At 65.7% G+C, this 20962-nt stretch carries 11 protein-coding genes; 7 read left to right on the top strand and 4 right to left on the bottom strand.

The window, feature by feature from the left end; genetic code table 11:
- Positions 1-30 precede the first annotated feature (30 nt).
- The 4 genes from HOP03_13945 to HOP03_13930 are packed head-to-tail and all read right to left on the bottom strand — an operon-like array spanning position 31 to position 12632.
- Positions 31-1356 (bottom strand): MFS transporter, encoded by a 1326-nt coding sequence (locus HOP03_13945; GenBank protein ID NOT89265.1) that lies wholly within the window; start codon positions 1354-1356, stop codon positions 31-33.
- Positions 1353-5906, bottom strand: a complete 4554-nt coding sequence (locus tag HOP03_13940) for an amino acid adenylation domain-containing protein (GenBank protein ID NOT89264.1) — start codon at positions 5904-5906, stop codon at positions 1353-1355. The genes HOP03_13945 and HOP03_13940 overlap by 4 nt, the downstream gene beginning before the upstream one ends.
- A gap of 46 nt (positions 5907-5952) precedes the next feature.
- Complete coding sequence (locus HOP03_13935) at positions 5953-9288, bottom strand: amino acid adenylation domain-containing protein (GenBank protein NOT89263.1); 3336 nt, start codon at positions 9286-9288, stop codon at positions 5953-5955.
- Positions 9285-12632, bottom strand: a complete 3348-nt coding sequence (locus tag HOP03_13930; protein NOT89262.1) for an amino acid adenylation domain-containing protein — start codon at positions 12630-12632, stop codon at positions 9285-9287. The genes HOP03_13935 and HOP03_13930 overlap by 4 nt, the downstream gene beginning before the upstream one ends.
- Positions 12633-12904: 272 nt before the next feature.
- On the opposite strand from HOP03_13930, the gene HOP03_13925 reads away from it, so the two are divergent.
- From HOP03_13925 to HOP03_13895, 7 genes are all read left to right on the top strand, one after another.
- Positions 12905-13999: a class II aldolase gene (locus tag HOP03_13925; protein NOT89261.1), complete on the top strand. Its 1095-nt coding sequence runs from the start codon at positions 12905-12907 to the stop codon at positions 13997-13999.
- A 57-nt stretch (positions 14000-14056) separates the two neighbouring features.
- Positions 14057-15700 (top strand): NTP transferase domain-containing protein, encoded by a 1644-nt coding sequence (locus tag HOP03_13920; protein NOT89260.1) that lies wholly within the window; start codon positions 14057-14059, stop codon positions 15698-15700.
- A 200-nt stretch (positions 15701-15900) separates the two neighbouring features.
- Complete coding sequence (locus tag HOP03_13915) at positions 15901-16758, top strand: class I SAM-dependent methyltransferase (GenBank protein NOT89259.1); 858 nt, start codon at positions 15901-15903, stop codon at positions 16756-16758.
- A 7-nt stretch (positions 16759-16765) separates the two neighbouring features.
- Positions 16766-17491 carry a glycosyltransferase family 2 protein gene (locus HOP03_13910; GenBank protein ID NOT89258.1) on the top strand — a complete coding sequence of 242 codons (726 nt, stop codon included), beginning with the start codon at positions 16766-16768 and terminating at the stop codon, positions 17489-17491.
- Complete coding sequence (locus HOP03_13905) at positions 17488-18075, top strand: hypothetical protein (protein NOT89257.1); 588 nt, start codon at positions 17488-17490, stop codon at positions 18073-18075. The genes HOP03_13910 and HOP03_13905 overlap by 4 nt, the downstream gene beginning before the upstream one ends.
- On the top strand, positions 18066-20174 hold the full coding sequence (locus HOP03_13900; GenBank protein NOT89256.1) for a phosphoribulokinase/uridine kinase: 2109 nt from the start codon (positions 18066-18068) through the stop codon (positions 20172-20174). Before HOP03_13905 ends, HOP03_13900 begins: the two co-directional genes overlap by 10 nt.
- 1 nt (position 20175) lies before the next feature.
- Positions 20176-20934 carry an HAD family hydrolase gene (locus tag HOP03_13895; protein ID NOT89255.1) on the top strand — a complete coding sequence of 253 codons (759 nt, stop codon included), beginning with the start codon at positions 20176-20178 and terminating at the stop codon, positions 20932-20934.
- Positions 20935-20962: the final 28 nt, after the last annotated feature.

The following is a 20962-nucleotide window of genomic DNA, read 5'->3' as shown; positions in this document are numbered from 1 at the left end:
TGTCTCCATGGTGGTTCGATCCTGTCGCATTCAAGTCGCGATCGCGGGCAGCGGCGCGTCGGGAATCTCGACTTCGATCCTTCGAATTGAACGTATTCCATAGCCTGCAGCAGCCACGATCATCATCAACACGCCCAGCACGATGAACAGCAGCGCGAGCCCGCGTCCCGGGCCGATGCCGATGACCGACCCGACCGTACCGGCGAGCGCGCCGCCCGGCATCATCACCGGCTCGAACACGAACTCGGCCAACGGACCCGCGAGCAGGAAACCGATCGGCAGCGTCGCCTCGCTGGTCATTCGCAGTATCGCCATCGTGCGTCCCAGCAGGTGCGACGGGACCTTGGTCTGCCACAGCGCCATGCTCGCCGACTGCGCGGGCGGGATGGTGAGGAACATCATGAAGCCCGCGACGATCAGCAGGGCCAGCGACGGCGCCAGGCCATGGATGGCGATCGCGAACCCGCTGAGCACGCTGAAGCCGAGCAGGCCATGGATCTTCTGTCGCGGCCCGCCCCAAAGCGTGATCAGCAACCCGCCGACCAGCAGGCCGCTGCAGCTCAACGACATCTGCAGCCCGAGCATGCGCTCGTCCTGCTGGGTCGTGATCAAGACCAGCGGCGTGATCGTGATGCTGGCGATGGCGTACAGGAAACTGCCGATGGCACTGAGACCGAGCAGGCCGAGCAGGCCCGGACGCTCGGCGACATAGCGCCAACCCTCATGCGCCTCGCGAAGCAGGTCGGTCTTCTGGGTGTCATCGCGCAACGGCCGCGGAATGCGCGCCAATGAGACGCAGATCGCGCCGACGACGAAGGTCAACGCATCCACCGCCAGTACACCGGGGATGCCCATGACGCTCACCAGGATACCGGCCAACGCCGGCCCACCCACCAGCGCCAGGCCCTGCCCGGTCTGGATCAGGCCGTTGACGCGGGTCAGGCGCTCGCGATCCGCCAATAGCGGAACGCTGGCCGCGTAAGCGGTCTGCAGCAATGCATTCGACATCGCGGTCATGCCGATACCGACGTAGATCTGCCACATGCTCAGTTGCCCGATCGCCGCCTGCAGCGCCATCGAACCGATCACGATCGCGGACACGCTCTCGCAGACGATCATCGTGCGCCGTCGATCCCAGCGATCGACCAGTGCGCCGGCGAAAGGCAGCAGCACCAGTGTCGGCACCGCCATCGACACGAACACCAGCGCGAATCGCGTGATCGAACCGGTGGTCTGGTAGACCCACAAACCCAGCGCGAAACTGGTGAGCTGCGAGCCCACGCCCGAAACCAGCTGCCCGAACCATATCTGCAGGAAATCGCGAAACTCGGAAACGATGTTGTCCGGCTTGTTCATGACGAGGCCGTCGCCGGAAGGAACCCGCGCAGTTGCAGGAATCTCAGATAACGGATCAGCAAGGCCCGGTCCGCAGGTGGACAGAACGTACCGAGCGGAGCGACCGTCGCCTCGGTGGCGCTGCAGTCGAAGATCGTCGGATCCGGCGTGGACGGCCAGAGTTCGGGAAACAGTCCGGCGAAGGGTTCAAGCGCATTGCCCGTGCCGTTCGACAGCGCCGTCAACATCGCACCTCGCCATTGCGTGTATTCCACTTCGCGAACCGGGAAACCGGCCTCCCGCATCGCAAGGACGGCATCGTGCGTGGACAGGGTGTGCGGATTGAAATAGTGGTAATTGCCGCAGGGATCGCCCGCACCGAGCATGATCTGCACGATCGCGCGCGCGACATAATCGACCGGGGTCATGTCCAGGTAATCATCGGGCCAGATCGGCCCCAGGCCCATCTGGATGCAGCCGGTCAACCATGCGTTGAAATAATCGCCGGGGTTTCCCACGCCGGTGCGGGCATCGCCGGTGACTCGCGCCGGCCGGTGGATCGCGACCGGCACGCCACGCGAACGCGCGACGATGCCCAGTTGCTCGCTGACCCATTTGCTCTGGTTGTAACCATCGTGCTGGCTTTCGTGGTGCGGCGGCGGATCGGATTCGCGAACGGTTCGACCGTAATTGCTCTCGGTCAGGCAAACGCCGAGCGTCGAGACCAGTTGCACGGGTTTCAAATGTGAAGTCGTCGCCAGGCGCAGGACTTCGCGCGTGCCACCGACGTTCGCAGCCTCATGCCGACTGTACGGCGCCAGGAAATTGACCATGCCGCCGTTGTGGATGATCGCGTCGATGCGATCCGCCGCATCCGCGTATGCCTCTTCGCTCAGCCCGAAGCGAGGACTGGACAAGTCACCGACCAACGGATGCAGACGCGCTTCGTCGCCATCGCGCCAGAGTCCGTATTGTTCGAGGTTGTTGCGGATCCGCTGCACGCCTTCCTGCGCGTTGTCGGCGCGCACCAGGCATACCACTTCGGCAGCCGTCAGGTCGATCAGATCGCGCAGGACATAGGCGCCGAGAAAGCCGGTCGCGCCGGTCAACAGCACCGAGCGCGGCGTTTCTCGGGGCGCGATCGCCGCCGCGACAAGACGACCATCGATCTCCTCGGGCAATACCACCCGCGAAGCGAGGTCGATGCGATCGAGTTCGCCGCCGCCGAGCAGGCGGTCGATGCTCTCCGACAGGCCGGAGATCGTCGGCGTCGAGAACACCGCAGACAGCGGCACTTCCACGCCCAACGCCGCCTGCAGCTTGAACACCAGCGGCAAGGTCGACAGCGAATCGCCGCCACTCGCGAAGAAATCGTCGTCGGTGCTCAGGTCCTCGCGGCCGATGACCTCGCGCCAGACCGCGAGCACCGCATGCTCGGTCGGCGTCCGCGGCGCGCGTATCGCGCGTTCCGCCGGCGTCTCCGCGCTCGGTGCAGGCAAGGCACGGCGATCGATCTTGCCATTGGCGGTCAACGGCATCGCCGGCAGGAACACGAACGCCGACGGCAGCATCGCTTCGGGCAGACGGCGCGCGAGTCCGGCGCGCAGCGCCGCGGCGTCGATGTCCTGCCGATCGACCACGACATAAGCGACCAGGCGGCGGTCGCCGGGGCGATCCTCGCGCAGCAGCGTCACCGCGGTCTGTACACCGGGAAGCGCCGCGAGCGCGTTGTCGATCTCGCCCAGCTCGATACGCACGCCGCGCAGTTTGATCTGGTGGTCCCGTCGACCGACGAACTGCAGCGTGCCGTCCCTGTTCCAGCGCGCGAGATCGCCGGTGCGATACATCCGCGCGCCCTGTTCCGTGCTGAACGCGTCGTCGACGAAACGTTCCGCCGTCAATTCGGGCGCGCCAAGGTAACCGCGCGCCACCCCATGCCCGCCGATGTAAAGCTCGCCGACCACACCGCGAGGCACCGGTTGCCGATGCGAATCCAACAGGTAGATGCGGACACCGGGCAGCGGCCGTCCGATCGGCAGATCGAGCGATGCGATCTCGGCGCCATCGGTCGTCGAATAGAGCGTCGCGCACACCGATGCCTCGGTCGGGCCGTAATGGTTGCAGAGCGTCGCCTTGCGTCCGGTGGTCCCGGCGAAGCGGCGCACCTGTTCGACCGGGACGCTTTCGCCCCCGACCATCATCAGGTTCAAACCGGGCAACGGCGGTTCGCTGCGGGTGCGCAGCGACCAGCCTTCGCTCCAACGCCGCCACAGCGCCGTCGGCGCATCGATGGCGGTGACATGGAACTCGCGGCAGAAGCGCTCGAGTTCCGACGGCCCGAGTTCGGTGGGCGACGGATGCAGCACCAGCGCAGCACCGCAGGCCAATACCGGGAACACATCGCCGACCGAGGCGTCGAAAATCAGCGGCGGGATCATCAACAGTCGCTGGCCCTCGAAACGATGCCGCGCCAGGAAACCCCGGACCAGGTTCACCGCGCCGCGATGCTCCACCACGACGCCTTTCGGCATGCCGGTGGAACCCGAGGTGTAGATCAGGTAAGCGACATCGTCGCCGCGGCGTTCGACTACGGGTGCGGCGTCCGCGGCAGCGATTTCATCGGTGTGCAGCACATGCGCGCGCAAGGCTGGCGTCGCCGAAACCAGTTCGTCGGCACGCGCGCGGAGCTGCGTCGGCACCAGCAGCGCGCGTGCGCCTGCATCATCGAGCAGGAAACCCAGTCGCTCGTCGGGATTCGACGGATCGAGCGGAAGATAAGCGGCGCCAGACGCCAACACGCCCAGCACCGCCAGTGTCGCTTCGGCGGAACGATCGGTCAGGATCGCCACGAACTCGCCGGGGCCCACGCCCTTCGCCTGCAGCGCCGATCCGATGCCGTTGACGCGGGAAAGCGCTTGCGCATAGGTCCATTCGCGCACGCTACCGTCCGGCCCCGGTTCCACCAGCGCGATCGCATCGGGCGTGCGCGCGGCCTGCAGCGCGAACAGGTCGTGCAGCGTGTCGCCCTCGCCAGCCAGCGCAGGCCCGCCATCGCCGAGCGACAGCAGTTCGGCACGCTCGTCATCGGTGATCAGCGACGGATGCGAGATCGGCAGCCCGGGCTGCTCGACCATGCCGCGCAACAGCGCTTCGAAATGCCCGGCCATGCGCACGATCGTGGACTCGAGGAACAGATCGGAGCTGTAGTCGATCAGGCACAGCAGCCCACGCTTGCACTCCATCAGCGACAGCGTCAGCTCGAAGCGCGCGGTTTCGATCGCGTTGTCGACCCATGTCTTCTTGATGCCTTTCATCGGAAACGATTCGCTGTCCGCCGTGTTCTGCAGTACGAACATGGTCTGGAACAACGGCGTCCGGCCCGGCGCGCGTTCGATATTGAGGTGGTCGAGCACGCGCTCCAGCGGCGCATCGGCATTTTCGAGCGCGGACAGGACGTGGTTGCGGTTGCGCGCGAACAGTTCGCGGAACGAGGGGTCTCCGGAGAGATCTCCACGCAAGGCGGTGGTGTTGACGAACAGTCCCACCAACGGCTCGAGGTCAGCCACCCGTCGATTGGCCACCGGCGTGCCCACCACGATATCGGTATCCCCGGAATAGCGCGCGAGCAGCGCCTGGAACGCGGAGAGCAACACCACGAAAATGGTCGTGTTTTCGGCGCGCGCGAGTCCCGACACGCGGTCGCGGAATTCGACGCTCATGGCGAACTCATGGCGAGCGCCGCGCGGAGAAAGCACCGCCGCGCGAGGGTGGTCGGTGGGCAGATCCAGCAAGCCCGATGTCCCCGAAAGCGCCTCTCTCCAGAATTCGATCTGGCGGCTTATCCGCTGCTGCTGCACGGGTTCGGCCTGCCAAAGGACCACGTCGGCGAACTGCAGCGCTTTATGCGCCAATCGTGGCGACTCCCCGGCGAGCATGGCGTTGTAGCAATGGGTGACTTCGTTCTCGACCATGCCCACCGACCATGCGTCGGACATGATGTGATGGGTACTCAGCAACCAGACATGCCGATCGGGCGCCAACCGGAGGATCACCGACCGCATCAAGGGTGCGCGCGACAGATCGAACGGCCGCGCCGATTCCCTGTCGACCTCGCGCTGCATGGCGACGCCGCGCTCCGCTTCCGGCAGAGTCGACAGATCGATGACCGGGATCGAGAATTCCACGCGCTCGGCGACCGTCTGCACGGGCTCGCCGGCACGCTCGGAATAGCTGGTCCGCAACATGTCGTGGCGTTGGATCACCACAGCGCATGCCGCTTCCAGTACCGCGATATCGAGCGGGCCTTCGAGCAGCAGATGGTTGTAGATCAGGTACGCGCTGGTGCCCGGCTGCAGCCGTTCGAATACCCACATCTGCTGCTGCGCGGGCGTCAACGGCAACGGCTGCCCGACGACCGCGCGCGCGGTCGGCTCGCTGTCCGTCGCGACCCCGGCGCCACGCTGGCCGAGATTGCGGAGCAGCAATTCGCGCTGTTGCGGACTCAATTTGGCCAACCGATCGGCCAGCGAAGAGCCTCCAGCGTCTGCGGGCTTTTCTGTCGATGATGTCATGCGCTGGAAAATCTCCTGGATACTTCCATGTTCAAAACCGATCGGATCAACCGGCCAACATGGCTTGGATGTCGTCTTCGGACAGGCCTTCGAGCTGTTGCAGCATGGCGGTCAGCGCGTCCTCGTCGATGTTCTTCATCCGGTTGTTCAGCAGCAGCTCGGCGAATTGGGCAACGGTCGGCGCCTCGAACATCATCCGCAGGCCGATATCTCCGCCGAGCGCTTTCTGCATGCGGGTAACCAACTGCGTGGCGAGCAGCGAATGCCCACCCAGATCGAAGAAATTATCGTGGATGCCGACCTGCGGCCTGCCCAGTACTTCGGCCCAGAGCGCGGTCAGCGTCTCCTCTTCTGCATTGCGCGGCGGGGTGTATTCCGCGACCGTGAACGCCTCTGCATCCGGCGCAGGCAATGCGCGTCGGTCGACTTTGCCGTTCGGCGTGAGCGGCAGCCGATCCATGGTCATGAATGCCGACGGCATCATGTATTCCGGCAACCGTTCGCGGGCGGCGGCACGCAGCGCGGCGATATCGATGTCGCCTTCGCTGGGGATCAGATACGCGACCAGCCGCTTGTCGCCGGGACGATCCTCACGGCAGATCACGACCGCCTGCGCGACAGCATCGTGCGCCGCCAGCACCGATTCGATTTCGCCCAGCTCGATGCGGAAGCCGCGCAATTTGACCTGGTGGTCGATGCGCCCGATCGCTTCCAGCCGACCATCGCGACGCCAGCGCGCAAGATCGCCGGTACGGTACAGCCGACCATTGGCGCGCTGCCCCAGCGTGTCCGCGATGAATTTTTCGGCGGTGAGTTCGGGACGGTCCAGGTAACCCTTCGCCACGCCGAGACCGCCGATCAGCAGTTCGCCCGGAATACCGGCGGGCACCAGTTGCAGATGCTTGTCGACGATGTAGACCTCGGTGTTGTCGATCGGTCGACCGATGGCGATCGCCGCCTGGCCCGGCTGTACCCGTTCGACCGTGGACCACACCGTGGTTTCGGTCGGGCCATAGACATTCCACAATTCCCGCCCGCAACCCAACAGCCGATCGGCGAGTTCGCGCGGCAAGGCTTCGCCACCGCAGAACATCCGCATCTGCGGGCGCCCGCCCCAACCGGCGTCGAGGAGCATCCGCCACGTCGCAGGCGTCGCCTGCATCACACTGGCGCCGACGTTTTCCAGCATGGCCGCAAGGGCCTCGCCGTCGCTGGCGGTGGCGCGGTCGGCCAGCGCCACGCGCGCGCCGACCGTCAGCGGCAGCATCAATTCGAGCAATGCGATGTCGAACGAAAGCGTCGTGATCGCGCACAGCGTATCGTCGGCGGCAAGCCCGGGTTCGCGCGCCATCGACGCGAGGAAATTCACCGCCGCCCGGTGCGGGATGCACACGCCTTTCGGACGTCCGGTCGAACCGGAGGTGAAGATCACGTAAGCCGTGTCTTCCGCACCGGCCGGAGACGGCATCGGTGCGGCCGGCGCCGGCGCGGCGAGCGCATCCTCGATGCGAAGCAGCGCATGCGCACCGGCGGGCAGTTGCCCGGCGAGCGCATCCTCGGTGATCACCACCGGCGCGGAGGAATCCTCGAGCATGAAACCGATGCGATCGGCCGGATAGCTCGGATCCAGCGGCACGTAGGCGGCGCCGGATTTCAGGGTTCCGAGCAAGGCCGCAAGCATCCGCGGCGTGCGGTCGAGGAACAGACCGACCATCGTGCCCGGTCCGCAGCCATGCGCGCGCAGCTGCGCCGCGACCGCCGCAGCCTGTGCATCGAGCTCGGCGTAGGTCAACCGCGTTCCGCCCTGCACCACCGCGACCGCTTGCGGCGAACGCAGGACCTGCGCTTCGAACATGGCGTGGATCGTGGCTTCAGCGGGCATCGGCCGTGCGGTCGCGTTCAGATCCACGCGCAGTCGCTTGCGTTCCTCCGCCGACAGGATCTCCAGCTCGCTCAGGCGTCGACCCGGGTCCGCCACGACCGAGCGCATCAGTTGTTCGAGGTGGCCGGCGAACGCTTCGATGTAATCGTGATCGAACAGATCGGAGGCGTATTCGACCAGCAACATCAGGCCATCGGGACTCTCGTTGGCGAAGATCGAGATATCCGCGCGCGCTGTACCGGAGTGGGCGCTGTCCAACCGCACCGGCAACAGCGTCAAACCCGGCAGTTCCACGGTCTGCTCGGGGAAGTTCTGGTAGAACACCATCGTCTGGAACAGCGGCGAATGGCTGAGACTGCGCTCGATGTTCAGCGACTCGATCAGGCGCTCGACCGGCACATCCTGGTTGGCGTAACTGTCGATCGTCGATGTCTTGACCTGCGCGAGCAGCTCGCGGAAGGTCGGGTTGCCGGACATGTCCACGCGCAGCGGCAGCGTGTTGATGAAGAAGCCGACAAGCGCTTCGATTTCCCGGCGAGGGCGGTTGGCGTTGCCGACGCCGACGACGATGTCGTCCTGTCCGGAATAGCGCGAAAGCAGCGCATGGAACGCGGCCAGGAACGTCATGAACGCGGTCGCGCCTTCCTGCCTGCTGAAACGCTTGACCTCGTCGTACAACGCCGTGGGAATCACATGGCCCAGCACATTGCCGCGATAGCTCTGTATCGGCGGACGCGGGCGATCGCCGGGAAGCTCCAGCACCGGCGGCGGCGTCGCGAAACGCTGCTTCCAGTATTCGAGTTGGGCCTGCGCGGAATCGCCCTGCGCTTCTTCGAGCTGCCACAGGGTGTAGTCGGCGTACTGGATCGCAAGTTCGGGCAACGGCGAGGGCCGGTCGGCGAGAAACGCCGCATACAGCTGGGTCAGCTCGCCGTAGACGACGCCGAACGACCAGCCGTCCACCGCGATGTGATGCGCGCTGAGCAACAGCAGCGCTTCGTCCGCGGCCACCCGGATCAGGGTCGCGCGCAACACCGGGCCCTTGGCCAGATCGAAAGGCGCCGAAGCATCCGCGGTCGCAAGCGCCATGGCCGCTTTTTCGCGCGCCTCGTCCTGCTCGTTCGATACATCATGCTGCACCAGGCGCAGCGGCTCGGCCGGCAGGATCACCTGCCGTGGCCCTTCCTCGTCCTTGACGAAGACCGTACGCAGGCTTTCGTGCCGACGCATGATTTCGGACAGCGTGCGTTCCAGCGCATCGATGTCCAGATGGCCGCGGAATCGCATCAGCGAGGTGACGTTGTAGACGCTGTTGCCCGGATCGATCTGATCCAGGATCCACAACCGCTGTTGCGCGGACGAGAGCGGCAAGCGCTCCGGACGGGCACGTCGACCGATCTCGTTCTGCGGCGTGGCCGCCGCCTTGCGCGCCAACTGTTGCATCAACAATGCGCGCTTGTCCGGCGACAGTGTCGCCAGCCGTTGATCCAGTTCACTCATACGTCGCTCCGTTCCTTCTGACCACCAACCAACTGTTGTGAGATTTCTTCGTCGCTGAGATGTTCGAGCTTCCGCAACAACGCATCCATATCGCTCTGATCCGCGATCGCGCAGGCTTCGACGACACGCGCGGCCATCTGCTCCAGCGTCGGCGCCTCGAACAACACGCGCAGCGACAGTTCGATGCCGTATTCGTATTCGATGCGCGACAGCATCTGGGTGCCGAGCACGGAGTGTCCGCCCAGATCGAAGAAATTCGCGCGCACATCCACCGCCGGCAGATTCAGCAATTCCCCCCACAGCGCCGCCAACGCTTCTTCTTCGGGGGTCCTCGGCGCGATCAGGTCGTCCGACGCGCCGGCTGCCGCTTCCGGCGCAGGCAGCGCACGCCGATCGACCTTGCCGTTGGGCGTGAGCGGGAAACCGTCGAGGCCGACGAACGCGCTCGGCACCATGTAATCGGGCAATGCCAGCTTCAGATGCGTGCGCAGCTCGGCATCGGAGGCACGGATGCCGTCCTGCGTGAAATAGGCGACGAGCCGTTGATCGCCGGGGCGATCCTCCCGGCAATGCACGACCACCTGGGTCATGCCCGGATACTGCGCGAGCACCGTTTCGATCTCGCCCAGTTCGATGCGGAACCCGCGCAACTTGACCTGATGGTCGATCCGGCCGATGACCTGCACGGTCCCGTCGGTGCGCCAGAACGCGAGATCGCCGGTACGGTAGAGACGCGCCTGCGGATCGGCGGCGAACGGATCGGGAATGAACTTCTCGGCGGTGAGATCGGGGCGCGCGCGATAGCCGGACGCAAGCCCGTCGCCGCCGATCAGCAATTCGCCCGGAACGCCCACCGGCTGCAACTGCATGTGGCGATCGACGATATGGATCCGGGTGTTGTCGACCGGCCGGCCGACGATGATCGGGCCCTCGCCCGGCTGTACGCGGCACAGCGCCGAGTACACGGTGGTTTCGGTCGGGCCGTAGAGATTCCACAGTTCGCGCGCCATCGGCATCAGGCGGTCGGCGAGCTCCCGCGGCAACGCCTCGCCCGTGGAGATGATCCGCATGTCGCGTCTGCCGCCCCAGCCCACATCCAGCAGCATGCGCCAGGTCGCGGGCGTCGCCTGCATGATCGTCAGCGGCGCGGTGTCGACGAGCTTGCGCAGGCGCAGACCGTCGCGCACGGTGTCGCGGTCGACCAGCAGAATCCGGGCGCCCACCGTCAGCGGCACCACCAGTTCGGTCAGCGCGATATCGAACGACAGCGTACTGATCGCGCAGATCGTGTCGGCGTCGGTGAGACCCGGTTCGCGCGCGATCGAACGGATCAGATTCACCGCCGAACGCTGCCGTATCTCGACACCTTTCGGCTTGCCGGTCGATCCGGAAGTGAAAATCACATACGCGGGATCCTCGGGCCCGGCGCCCCCTGACGGCGGCGCATCCGCCGAAGCGTCCAAGGGCGAATCGGCATCGACCACCACCACCGACGGCACCGGCGACGGCAGCGTGTCGCGCAGCGCGGGCTGGGTCACGATCACGCGCGAGGCGGACAATTCGACCATGTAGGCGAGACGGTCGACCGGATAGCTCGGATCCAGCGGAACATAGGCGCCGCCGGCCTTGAGAATGCCGAGCAGGCCGATGATCATTTCAAGCGAACGATCGACGTAAAGGCCGACCAGCATGCCCGGCTCCACGCCTTCCGCGCGCAGCGCATGCGCAACCATGTTGGCTCGGCGATCGAGCTCGCGATAACTCAATTCGCGGCCAGCGAACACCACCGCGACCGCATCGGGAGCGCGCGCGGTCCGCTCGGCGATCAGCGCCGCGATCGTGGGATTTTCCGGCAATGCGCGACGGGTGTCGTTCCAGCGCGCCAGCTGTTCGATCTCATCCTCCGACAGCATCGGCAGCCGCGAAAGCGCAGTGCGCGGCGCCGCAACGATCGCGCCGAGCAGCGTCACCAGGTGCCCGGCCATGCGCACGATCGTCGCTTCGTCGTACAGCTCGGTGCTGTACTCGAACATCAGATCGCCGGGGCCATACTGATTGACGAACAGCGACAGATCGCCCTGCGCCGTCGGTGGCCGCAATTCGGAGATGTGCACGTCGTCGAGGCGAAGGCCCGACATCGCCAGCGCATGCTCGGGATAACTCTGGAAGAAATACATGACCTGCGCGAACGGCGTGTAGCTGGTGGAACGCGGCAACCGCAGCGTTTCCAGTATCCGGTCGAGCGGCGTGTCCGCGTTTTCCATCGCTTCGAGCACGATGCCGCGCATCCGCGAGAGGAACGTGAGGAATTCGGGATCGTCGGAGACGTCCGCCTGCAGCGGCAGCATGTTGATGAAGAAACCGACGACCGGTTCCAGCTCGAGCCGGGCACGACCGGCGACACCCATGGCCGCGACCACCCGGTCCTGTCCCGAATAGCGGGACAACAGCACCTGGAAAACGGCGAATACGAGGATCGACAGCGTCACCTGCTGATCCCGTGCAAACGTCTGCAAGCGCTCGTACAGCGCTGCCGGAATCTGCGCGGAACAGATGCCGCCCTCGAAGCTCTGCATCGCGGGTCGGGCGCGATCGGTCGGCAGATCCAGCACCGCCGGTGCATCGGCGAGATGACGGCTCCAGAAATCGAGCTGTTGCTGAAGACCTTCTCCACCGAATGTCTGTTGCTGCCAGAGTGCGACATCGGCGATCTGCAATTCCGGGGCTGCGTTATCGAGTGTTGCGCCCTCGCGCAAACGGTTGTAGGCGGCGACGAACTCGCGTTCCATGGTCGAAATCGACCAGCCGTCGATCGCGATGTGATGGAAAACGATCGTCAGCAAATGCAAATCGTCCGAAACCCGGATCAACACCGCGCGGATCGGCGGCTCGGTCGCCAGCGCGAAGGGACGGACAACTTCCTCGCGCGCGATGCGCAGCGCATCGGCACGACGCGCGTCGACGCCATCGCCATTGGCGATCGCCGATCGCCATGGCAACTCGCATCGCGGCAGGATTCTTTGGTAGGGCTGGCCGCCCGGGGCCGGATATACCGTCCTGAGGACTTCGTGACGGTCGACCAGCGTCTGGATCGCGGCACGCATGGCGTCGACATCAAGCTCGCCATGCAGCCATTTCCCCAACGGCGAGTTGTAGGCGACGAGACCCGGCGCGAACTGATCGAGCAGCCAGAGCCGACGCTGCCCGAAGGTCAACGGAATGCGTTCGGGACGTGGCTGCGGACGGATGCGACCGCGTGCTGCTCTATCCTGCCGGGCTGCTCTTCGTAACAGCTCGCGCCGCTCGGGAGACAGATGGGCGAGGCGCTGTTCTAGATCATTCATCGGGCTCGACTTTTCCTTGCGGCGAAGAACTCAACGCGCCGCGATCCACCGACTTATCGCAAACGCAAAATCACTTCCAAACGTATCACATCCCGCTTATTCTGCAAGCCGCGATCACAAAACGTGATTGTTGGCCACATTCGCATTCCTCCCCGTATGCTCACATTTCCCCCATGCCCGCCATATCGCGCCAGATTCCGTCCTGCAACAACGCACATCGGAATGTTTCCGCGAGTGAGTCGCATACATGTCAAGGACAGGCGCACGTCATCATGATTCAGCGGATCGCATCGGCAGCAGACCATTCCCTTCGGGCGGACAGCGCCTCTGCGGCGCCCGCGGAACTCGTCCGTATATCCGCGAAAATCGGCGCCAACGCGCATCTGGTCCAGGGGGGGGGCGGCAATACCTCCTTCAAGCGTGATGACGATTTCTGGGTGAAAGCATCCGGGACATGGCTCGCAGAAGCTGAGACGCGAGACATCTTCGTGCGCCTGTCGCTGGCGGTAGTTCGTAAAACGATGTCAGGACCGGACATCGAGGCCGGAATCGCCGCGCTTGCCCCCGCCGGGGGGCTGCGCCCCTCGATCGAGACCTCCCTGCACGCCCTGCTGCCGCATGCGGCGGTACTGCACGTGCATTCGGTGAACACCATCGCCTGGGCCGCCCGCGAAGACGCGCAGGCCGCGCTGGGCGAGGCGCTGGCAGGACTGGCCTGGGCCTGGGTGCCGTACCGCCGGCCGGGGCTGCCGCTGACCACCGCGATCCGCGAAACGCTCGACGCCGCCGCCGCACCACCGGACATCCTGGTGCTCGGCAACCACGGCCTGGTCGTCGGCGGCGCGGACTGCGCCGCTGCCGAGGCCCTGCTGCAGACGGTGGAAGATCGCCTGGCGCTGCCGGTGCGCACACCTGCGCCAGGCGATCCCGGCGCACTGCAGGCCGCCAACGATCTCGGATGGCTGCCGAGCGACATGCCGCTGCTGGATGCCGTGGGCACCGATCCGGTTTGTCGCGAGATCGCCACCACCGGCGCGCTGTATCCGGATCACGTGGTGTTTCTCGGGGAAAAAGCAGTGATCGTCGACGAACATCATCCGCTCAGCCAAGCGCTGGCCGACGCCCGCAGCGCCGGTATCGCGCCGCCACCGTATGCCGTGGTGGCGGGCGCCGGAGTTCTGCTCTCGCCCGATCTCTCGGCGGGTGGCCGCGCGATGCTCGGTTGCCTGGCCGATGTGGGACTGCGGACCACCCAGGGCACGCCGCTGCGTTATCTGGACGACAGCGATGCCGCCGAACTGCTGGGATGGGAAGCCGAGGCCTATCGCCGCGCACGCGACACCGTCCCCGGACGCTCCTCATCCTGAGCCCGCTTCAGTCGGGCGTTTTGTTTCGAGACCCACTGCTCCAAGGAAGACCTAACGATGCAGATCGTCGTGCCAATGTCGGGATTCGGGGAGCGCTTCCGTCGCGCCGGCTACCGTGTGCCGAAGCCATTGATCGAGGTCGATGGCAAACCGATCATCGCCCACGTGATCGATCTGTTCCCCGGTGAAACCGATTTCATCTTCGTCTGCAACCAGGACCATCTCGACGATCCCGCGTTCGCGATGGCCGAACAATTGCAGCGCTACTGCCCCACCGGACGGATCGCAGGGATCGCGCCGCACAAGCTCGGCCCGGTGAACGCGGTGCTGCAGGCGATCGACCTGGTCGATCCCGCGAAACCGACCATCGTCAATTACTGCGACTTCACCTGCGTATGGGACTACCCGCGGTTCAAGCGGATGGTCGCCGATGGCGCATGGGACGGCGCGATTCCCTGCTACACCGGCTTCCACCCGCACATGATGGGCTCGACCAACTATGCGTACGTGCGCACCGAAGGCGAGCGCGTGCTGGAGATCCAGGAGAAGAAGCCCTACACCGACCAGCCGATGCGCGAGTACGCCTCCAGCGGCACCTATTACTTCGCCTCGGGCGCGCTGATGCGCGAGAGCTTCGAGCGCTGCATGGCGCGGCCGGATCTTGCCTTGAACGACGAGTATTACGTCAGCCTCGCCTACCGCCCGTTGCTGGACGACGGCCGTCGCGTGGCGGTGTTCGAACTCGATCACTTCATGCAGTGGGGCACCCCGGACGATCTGGCCGAATACCGCGCATGGTCGTCGGCGTTCCGTGCGCTGGTCGATCCGGCGCGCGCGCGCCGGCCGGTGTCGCAGCGCGGCGCGACGATGGTGCCGATGGCCGGTCTCGGCTCGCGCTTCGCGCAGGAAGGCCACACCCTGCCGAAGCCGCTGATTCCGGTTTCCGGCGAACCGATGGTGGTGCAGGCCACGCTCGATCTGCCTGCGGCCGAGCGCCATGTGTTCGTGCTGCGCAAGGATCTGCCCGGCCTGGGCGAGATCGAAACAACCCTGCAGGCGCGGTTTCCCGGCAGCATCGCGGTCGAACTGGCGGAAGTCACCGATGGCCAGGCGCGCACCTGCCTGCTCGGCCTCGACGCCGTGGAGCCCGATGCGCCGCTCACCATCGGCGCCTGCGACAACGGTGCGGTCTACGACGCGGACGCACTGCGCGCCGCGCTCGACGACGCGCAGACCGATGTGCTGGTCTGGGTCGCGCGCGGCTACCCGGGCGCGCTGCGCCGGCCCACGCACTACGGCTGGGTCGATGAGGACGGCGGCGCCATCCGCAGCGTATCGGTCAAAGTGCCGCTGGACGACCCGGCGCGCGATCCGATCGTCGTCGGCACTTTCACCTTCAAGCGCGCGCGCGATTTCTCGATGGCCGCCGAAGCGATGATCGCCCGCGACGGCCGCGTGAACGGCGAGTTCTACGTCGACAGTTGCATCCAGGATGCGATCGCGCTTGGATTGCGCTGCCGCGTATTCGAGATCGAACATTATCTGTGCTGGGGCACGCCCACCGACCTGCGCACCTTCGAATACTGGCAGCGCTGTTTCCACCGCTGGCCCTCGCACCCCTACCGCCTGGAACGCGACAACCGCGTCGCGACGCATGCCGGCGCACCCACCACCCGTATGTCCGAAAGGGAAACGACATGAATACGCCAAGCATGGCTTCGCTCTCCACCGCTCTTCTGCTGTCGTTCGGTCTCGCCTGCGCAACGATCGCCGCGCCCGCAGTCGCCATCGCACCGGATGCCGAGAGCATCGGCGAAGCCGCACGAACCACGCGCAGCGGCGACCGCTCACCATCGCTCGTGCGCGACACCGCGCGCAGGCGCCCGCGCCTCCGTCGCAGCATGGAAGAAGATGGTCGCAGCGCTGCCGGGCCGCAGATCCGCCCCAACACGTTGTTCCTGCCGAGCACCTATTTCCCGACCCACGAGGAAAACCGCTTCACGCACGAAGGCGATGTCGCGCGTGCGCGCGAGTTCTTCCTGACCCATCGTCCGCGCAACCTGGAATACCTGCTGTTCAAGCGCTACGACTGGATGAACGCGCATCTGCGCCCGGGACAGCGGGTGGTCGAATTCGGCGCCGGTTCGGGGCTGAGCAAGGAATTCATCCGCCACGACGGGTTCCAGATCACCGATGTCGAACCGCGCCCGTGGACCGATGCGGTCGCCGACGCGATGGACCCGCCCTTTCCTCCCGGCTCGATCGACGTCGCGATCTTCAGCCACATGATCCATCACCTTCCCAACCCGGCGACATTCTTCGCCAGCGTGCATCGCATGCTCGCGCCGAACGGCCTGGTGCTGATCCAGGAACTCAACACCTGCTTCGCGCTGAAGGCCGCGCTGCGCGCGATGCGCCACGAGGGCTGGTCGTACGACATCGATGTGTTCGATCCGGAGGTCGTCGCCAACGATCCGCGCGACCCGTGGTCGGCGAACTGCGCGATTCCGGAACTGCTGTTCACCGACGAGAGCGCTTTCGAGCGCCGCATCCCCGGCTTCCGCATCGAAAAGAACGCGCTGAACGAATGCTTCGTATTCCTCGCCTCGGGCGGCGTGGTGGTGCGCGCGAAGACGCTGGAACTGCCGCGCTTCGCGCTGCGCGCAATCGATGCACTCGACGGTGCGCTGGTCAAGCTGATGCCATCGGTGTTCGCGATGGGGCGCTCGGTGGTGCTGCGCAAGATCGGGGGCGATTGACCGCATCATGCGATTGAGCCTCGTCATCCCCTGCTACAACGAAGCGCGCAATCTGCCGCTGCTGGTCGCGCGCCTGCGCGAAACCTTCGCGCGCGACGATGTCGAGGCGATCCTGGTCGACAACGGCTCCACCGACGATTCGCCCGCAGTCCTCGTCGAGCTTCTGCGCGAAGAGCGTCTGCGCGAGCGCCCGCGCATCCGCACGGTGCGGGTGGAGAAGAACCAGGGCTACGGCTTCGGCATTCTTTCCGGGCTTGCCGCCGCCGATGGCGATGTCATCGGCTGGACCCATGCCGACATGCAGACCGACCCCGCCGACGCGCTGCGCGGGCTCGCGCTGTTCGAAAGCGATGCGTCGCCGGAAACGCTGTTCGTGAAGGGCAGCCGGCATGGCCGGCCCGCGGCCGATATCGTGTTCACTGTCGGCATGTCGGTGTTCGAGACCCTGCTCATGCGCCGGCGGATGTGGGACATCAACGCGCAGCCGACGCTGTTCCCGCGCGCGTTCTTCGCCGCATGGCGCGATGCGCCGCACGACTTTTCGCTCGATCTGTACGCGTACTACCAGGCTTTGCACCGCGGCCTGCGCGTGCGCCGGTTCCCGGTGCGCTTCGGCGAACGCGCGCATGGCTCATCGCACTGGAACGTCAACTGGCAGGCGAAAGCCCGCTTCATCCGCAGGACCGTCGACTTCAGTCTGCGCCTGCGCAAGGACCTGGCACGCAGCCCATGATCATCGTCTCGCACCGACGCAACACCCTCGCGCAACTGCGCGACACCGCCCCGGAATTCGGGGTGGAGGTCGATATCCGCAGTCATGGCGAGCGGCTGATCATCCATCACGATGCCTTCGTGGACGGCGAGGATTTCGAGACCTGGCTCGACGGTTATCGCCATCGCCTGCTGATCCTCAACGTGAAGGAAGAAGGTCTCGAGGACCGGCTGATCGCGCTGATGCGCGCGCATGGCATCGAGGACTGGTTCTTTCTCGATCAATCGTTTCCCTTCCTCGTGCGCACCGCCCGCCTCGGTGAATCGCGCTGCGCGGTGCGGGTGTCGGAATTCGAATCGATCGACACCGCGATGACCCTCGCCGGCAAGGTGCAGTGGATCTGGGTCGATTGCTTCACCCGCTTCCCGCTCGACGGCGCGCAGGCCGCGCGTCTGCACGGCGCGGGTTTCAGGCTCTGTCTGGTCTCGCCCGAACTGCAGGGGCGCGATGCCGTCACCGGAATCCCCGCGCTGCGCGCGCTGCTCGCAAGCGAAGGCATCGTCGCCGACGCGGTCTGCAGCAAGGAGCCCGCACTGTGGCGCTGAGCTTCGCCAACGCCGTGTCGGGCATCGTTCCCCGGCCGCTGTGGCGCGACCCGGTGTTCAAGTCCGGGTTGCTGCTGCGCCTGGCATTGATCGCGCTGCTGGCGCCGCAGATCCAGTCGGAATGGTTCGTGCCGTTCCTCGATCATGCGATCTCGCGACCCTCGCTCGACCCGTGGTCGAACTTCCTCGGCGACGGCGGCAATCCGCTCGCGTATCCCTACGGCCCGGTGATGCTGCTGGTGCATCTGGCCGGCGCGCTGCCGGGCTGGCTGGTCGCGACCCTCAGCGGCCACGCTGCATTCACCGCGATCGGTTTCCGCCTGAGCCTGCTGTTCGCCGATCTCGCCGGCCTGGTGCTGCTGTTCCGCATCTACCCGCAGCAGCCGCGCAAACTGCTGTGGCTGTACTGGTGGTCGCCGATCCTGCTGTTCGTGACCTATTGGACCGGCCAGACCGACATCGTGCCGGTCGCGCTGCTGCTGCTGTCGCTGGCGCTGCTGCAGGGCTATCGCGCGCTGCCCAGCGGCGTGGCGCTGGGGCTGGCGCTGGCGGCGAAATTCAGCATGCTGCTGGCGATACCGTTCGTGGCGATCTATCTGTGGCGCAACAAGCGGCTGCGGACGCTGCTGCAGCCGTTCGCGATCGGCCTGGCTCTCGGCTTCGCGCCGCAATTGCTGTGCCTCGCATCGCCCGGCTTCCGCGCGATGGTGCTGGGCACCCACGAATCCGCGCGCATCTTCGATTTCGCGCTGCCGCTCGGCGAATCGCTGATGCTGTACCTCACCCCGACGCTGTATCTGCTCGCCGCCTACGGCGTGTGGCGACTACGCCGGATCAGTTTCGATCTGCTGGTCGCGGTCACCGGGCTGTCGTTCTTCCTCGTGGTGCTGACCACGCCGGCGCCGCCCGGCTGGTATCTGTGGCTGGTGCCGTTCCTCGTCGCGCATCAACTGCAGGGCGACCGCAGCGCGATGCTGCTGACCGGGCTGCTGTCGCTGCTGTTGATCGCGATGCATCTGCTGATTTCGCCCGGCGCCGGCATCCCCGCATTCGGCTGGCATCCGCAGCCGGCGATCGCGAATCTCGCCGCGACCATCGACCCGCGGGTCATGTCGCTGTGGATGACGATGGTGGTCTCGACCGGGCTGGTCCTGATCGCGCAGATGCTGCGCGAACGCGTGAGCCGCAACGATTACTTCCGGATCGCGCAGAAGCCGGTGACGCTGGGCATCGCCGGGGACTCCGGCGCGGGCAAGGACACGCTCGCGCGGGCGATGACCGACATCTTCGGCCAGCACACCGTCGTGCATCTGTCCGGCGACGACTATCACGTCTGGGACCGCTACGCGCCGATGTGGAAAGGCCTCACCCATCTCGATCCGCGCGCCAACGATCTGCAGCGCTTCAACAACGATGCGCTGGCGCTGATGGACGGCAAACCGGTCGACAACCGCCATTACGATCACTCCGCCGGGAGATTCCTCGCACCGGCGACGCTGCATCGCAACGATGTGATCATCGTTTCCGGCCTGCACGCCCTGCGCATGTCGAGGCTCAGCCAGCGCTTCGACGTTTCGGTCTTCCTCGATATCGACGAAGAACTGCGGCGGGCGTGGAAGATCCACCGCGATGTCGGCGAGCGCGGCCACCCGATGGAGAACGTCCTGCGTTCGATCGAACGCCGCGCGATCGACGCGCAGCGCTACATCCATCCGCAGAAGCCGAAGGCCGACCTGGTGCTGAAGCTGCGCCCGGTCAACATGCGCCAGATGGAGAACGTCAGTTCGCCGAAGGATCTGGCCCTGAAGCTCACCGCGCTGATCCGCAACGGCACCTACCACGAGCGTTTGGCGCGGATGCTGATCGGCATCTGCGGCCTGCACCTGGACATCGAACTCGCCGAGGATTCGGACGAGGTCGAGATGACCATCGAAGGCGAAGTCTCGTCCGAGGACATCGCGCTCGCGGCCGGCACGCTGGCGCCGAACCTGCAGGAAATGCTCGACATCCGCCCGCAGTGGGAGGATGGCATGACCGGCATCATGCAGCTGATGGTGTTGCTGCAGATCGAAGAATCCCTCAAGAACAGGATCCGCTGACATGGTGGTCACGCACCCGAAGAAGGTGTTCCGCGCGCCCGCCGCGATCATCTTCGACACCGACAATACGCTCTACGCTTACGACGCCCCGCATGCGAAGGCGACCGCCGCCACCGAGGCCAAGGCCGTGCGCCTGCTCGGCGCCGATCCCGAAAGCGTGCGTCGCGCGTTCGCGCAGGCGCGGGAAGAGGTCAAGCAACAGCTCGGCGCGACCGCCAGTTCGCACAGCCGCCTGCTGTATTTCCAGCGCGGCATCGAGATCCTCGGACGCAAGACCCAGCTGCTGATCACGCTGGATCTGGAGCAGACCTACTGGCGCACGTTCCTGTCGCACTGCGAACTGTTTCCGGGCGTGCGCGACCTGCTGGTGAACCTGCGCAACCGCGATATCGCCACCGCGATCATCACCGACCTCACCTCGCAGATCCAGTTCCGCAAGATCATCTACTTCGGGCTGGACGACTGTTTCGATTACGTGGTCACCTCGGAGGAAGCCGGTGCGGACAAACCCGATCCGGCGCCGTTCCGGCTGGCGATCGCCAAACTCGACGTGCCGCCGGAAAACATCTGGATGGTCGGCGACAGTCGCCGCTGCGATGTCGACGGCGCGCGCGAATTCGGCATGACCACGCTGCTGCGGGTGGATCGCGCGACCGTCGAGGAGCGCGCCGCGGCCGATGCCGACGTGGTCTTCGACGACTTCCAGGCGCTGGATCGTTTCTTCTTCTCCGGACAGGTCGAAGGGCTCAACGCGGCCTGAGCCGCGAAGAGCCGCATCGCATCGCGCT

The sequence above is a fragment of the Lysobacter sp. genome, from assembly GCA_013141175.1.
In the GTDB taxonomy this organism is placed as follows: domain Bacteria; phylum Pseudomonadota; class Gammaproteobacteria; order Xanthomonadales; family Xanthomonadaceae; genus Lysobacter_I.
This window is presented reverse-complemented; position numbering and strand designations above follow the sequence as displayed.

Coding starts and splice junctions, on each gene's coding strand:
- HOP03_13945 (NOT89265.1), bottom strand. CDS start 1,356: ATGAACAAGCCGGACAACATCGTTTCCGAGTTTCGCGATTTCCTGCAG.
- HOP03_13940 (NOT89264.1), bottom strand. CDS start 5,906: ATGACATCATCGACAGAAAAGCCCGCAGACGCTGGAGGCTCTTCGCTG.
- HOP03_13935 (NOT89263.1), bottom strand. CDS start 9,288: ATGAGTGAACTGGATCAACGGCTGGCGACACTGTCGCCGGACAAGCGC.
- HOP03_13930 (NOT89262.1), bottom strand. CDS start 12,632: ATGAATGATCTAGAACAGCGCCTCGCCCATCTGTCTCCCGAGCGGCGC.
- HOP03_13925 (NOT89261.1), top strand. CDS start 12,905: ATGATTCAGCGGATCGCATCGGCAGCAGACCATTCCCTTCGGGCGGAC.
- HOP03_13920 (NOT89260.1), top strand. CDS start 14,057: ATGCAGATCGTCGTGCCAATGTCGGGATTCGGGGAGCGCTTCCGTCGC.
- HOP03_13915 (NOT89259.1), top strand. CDS start 15,901: ATGGAAGAAGATGGTCGCAGCGCTGCCGGGCCGCAGATCCGCCCCAAC.
- HOP03_13910 (NOT89258.1), top strand. CDS start 16,766: ATGCGATTGAGCCTCGTCATCCCCTGCTACAACGAAGCGCGCAATCTG.
- HOP03_13905 (NOT89257.1), top strand. CDS start 17,488: ATGATCATCGTCTCGCACCGACGCAACACCCTCGCGCAACTGCGCGAC.
- HOP03_13895 (NOT89255.1), top strand. CDS start 20,176: ATGGTGGTCACGCACCCGAAGAAGGTGTTCCGCGCGCCCGCCGCGATC.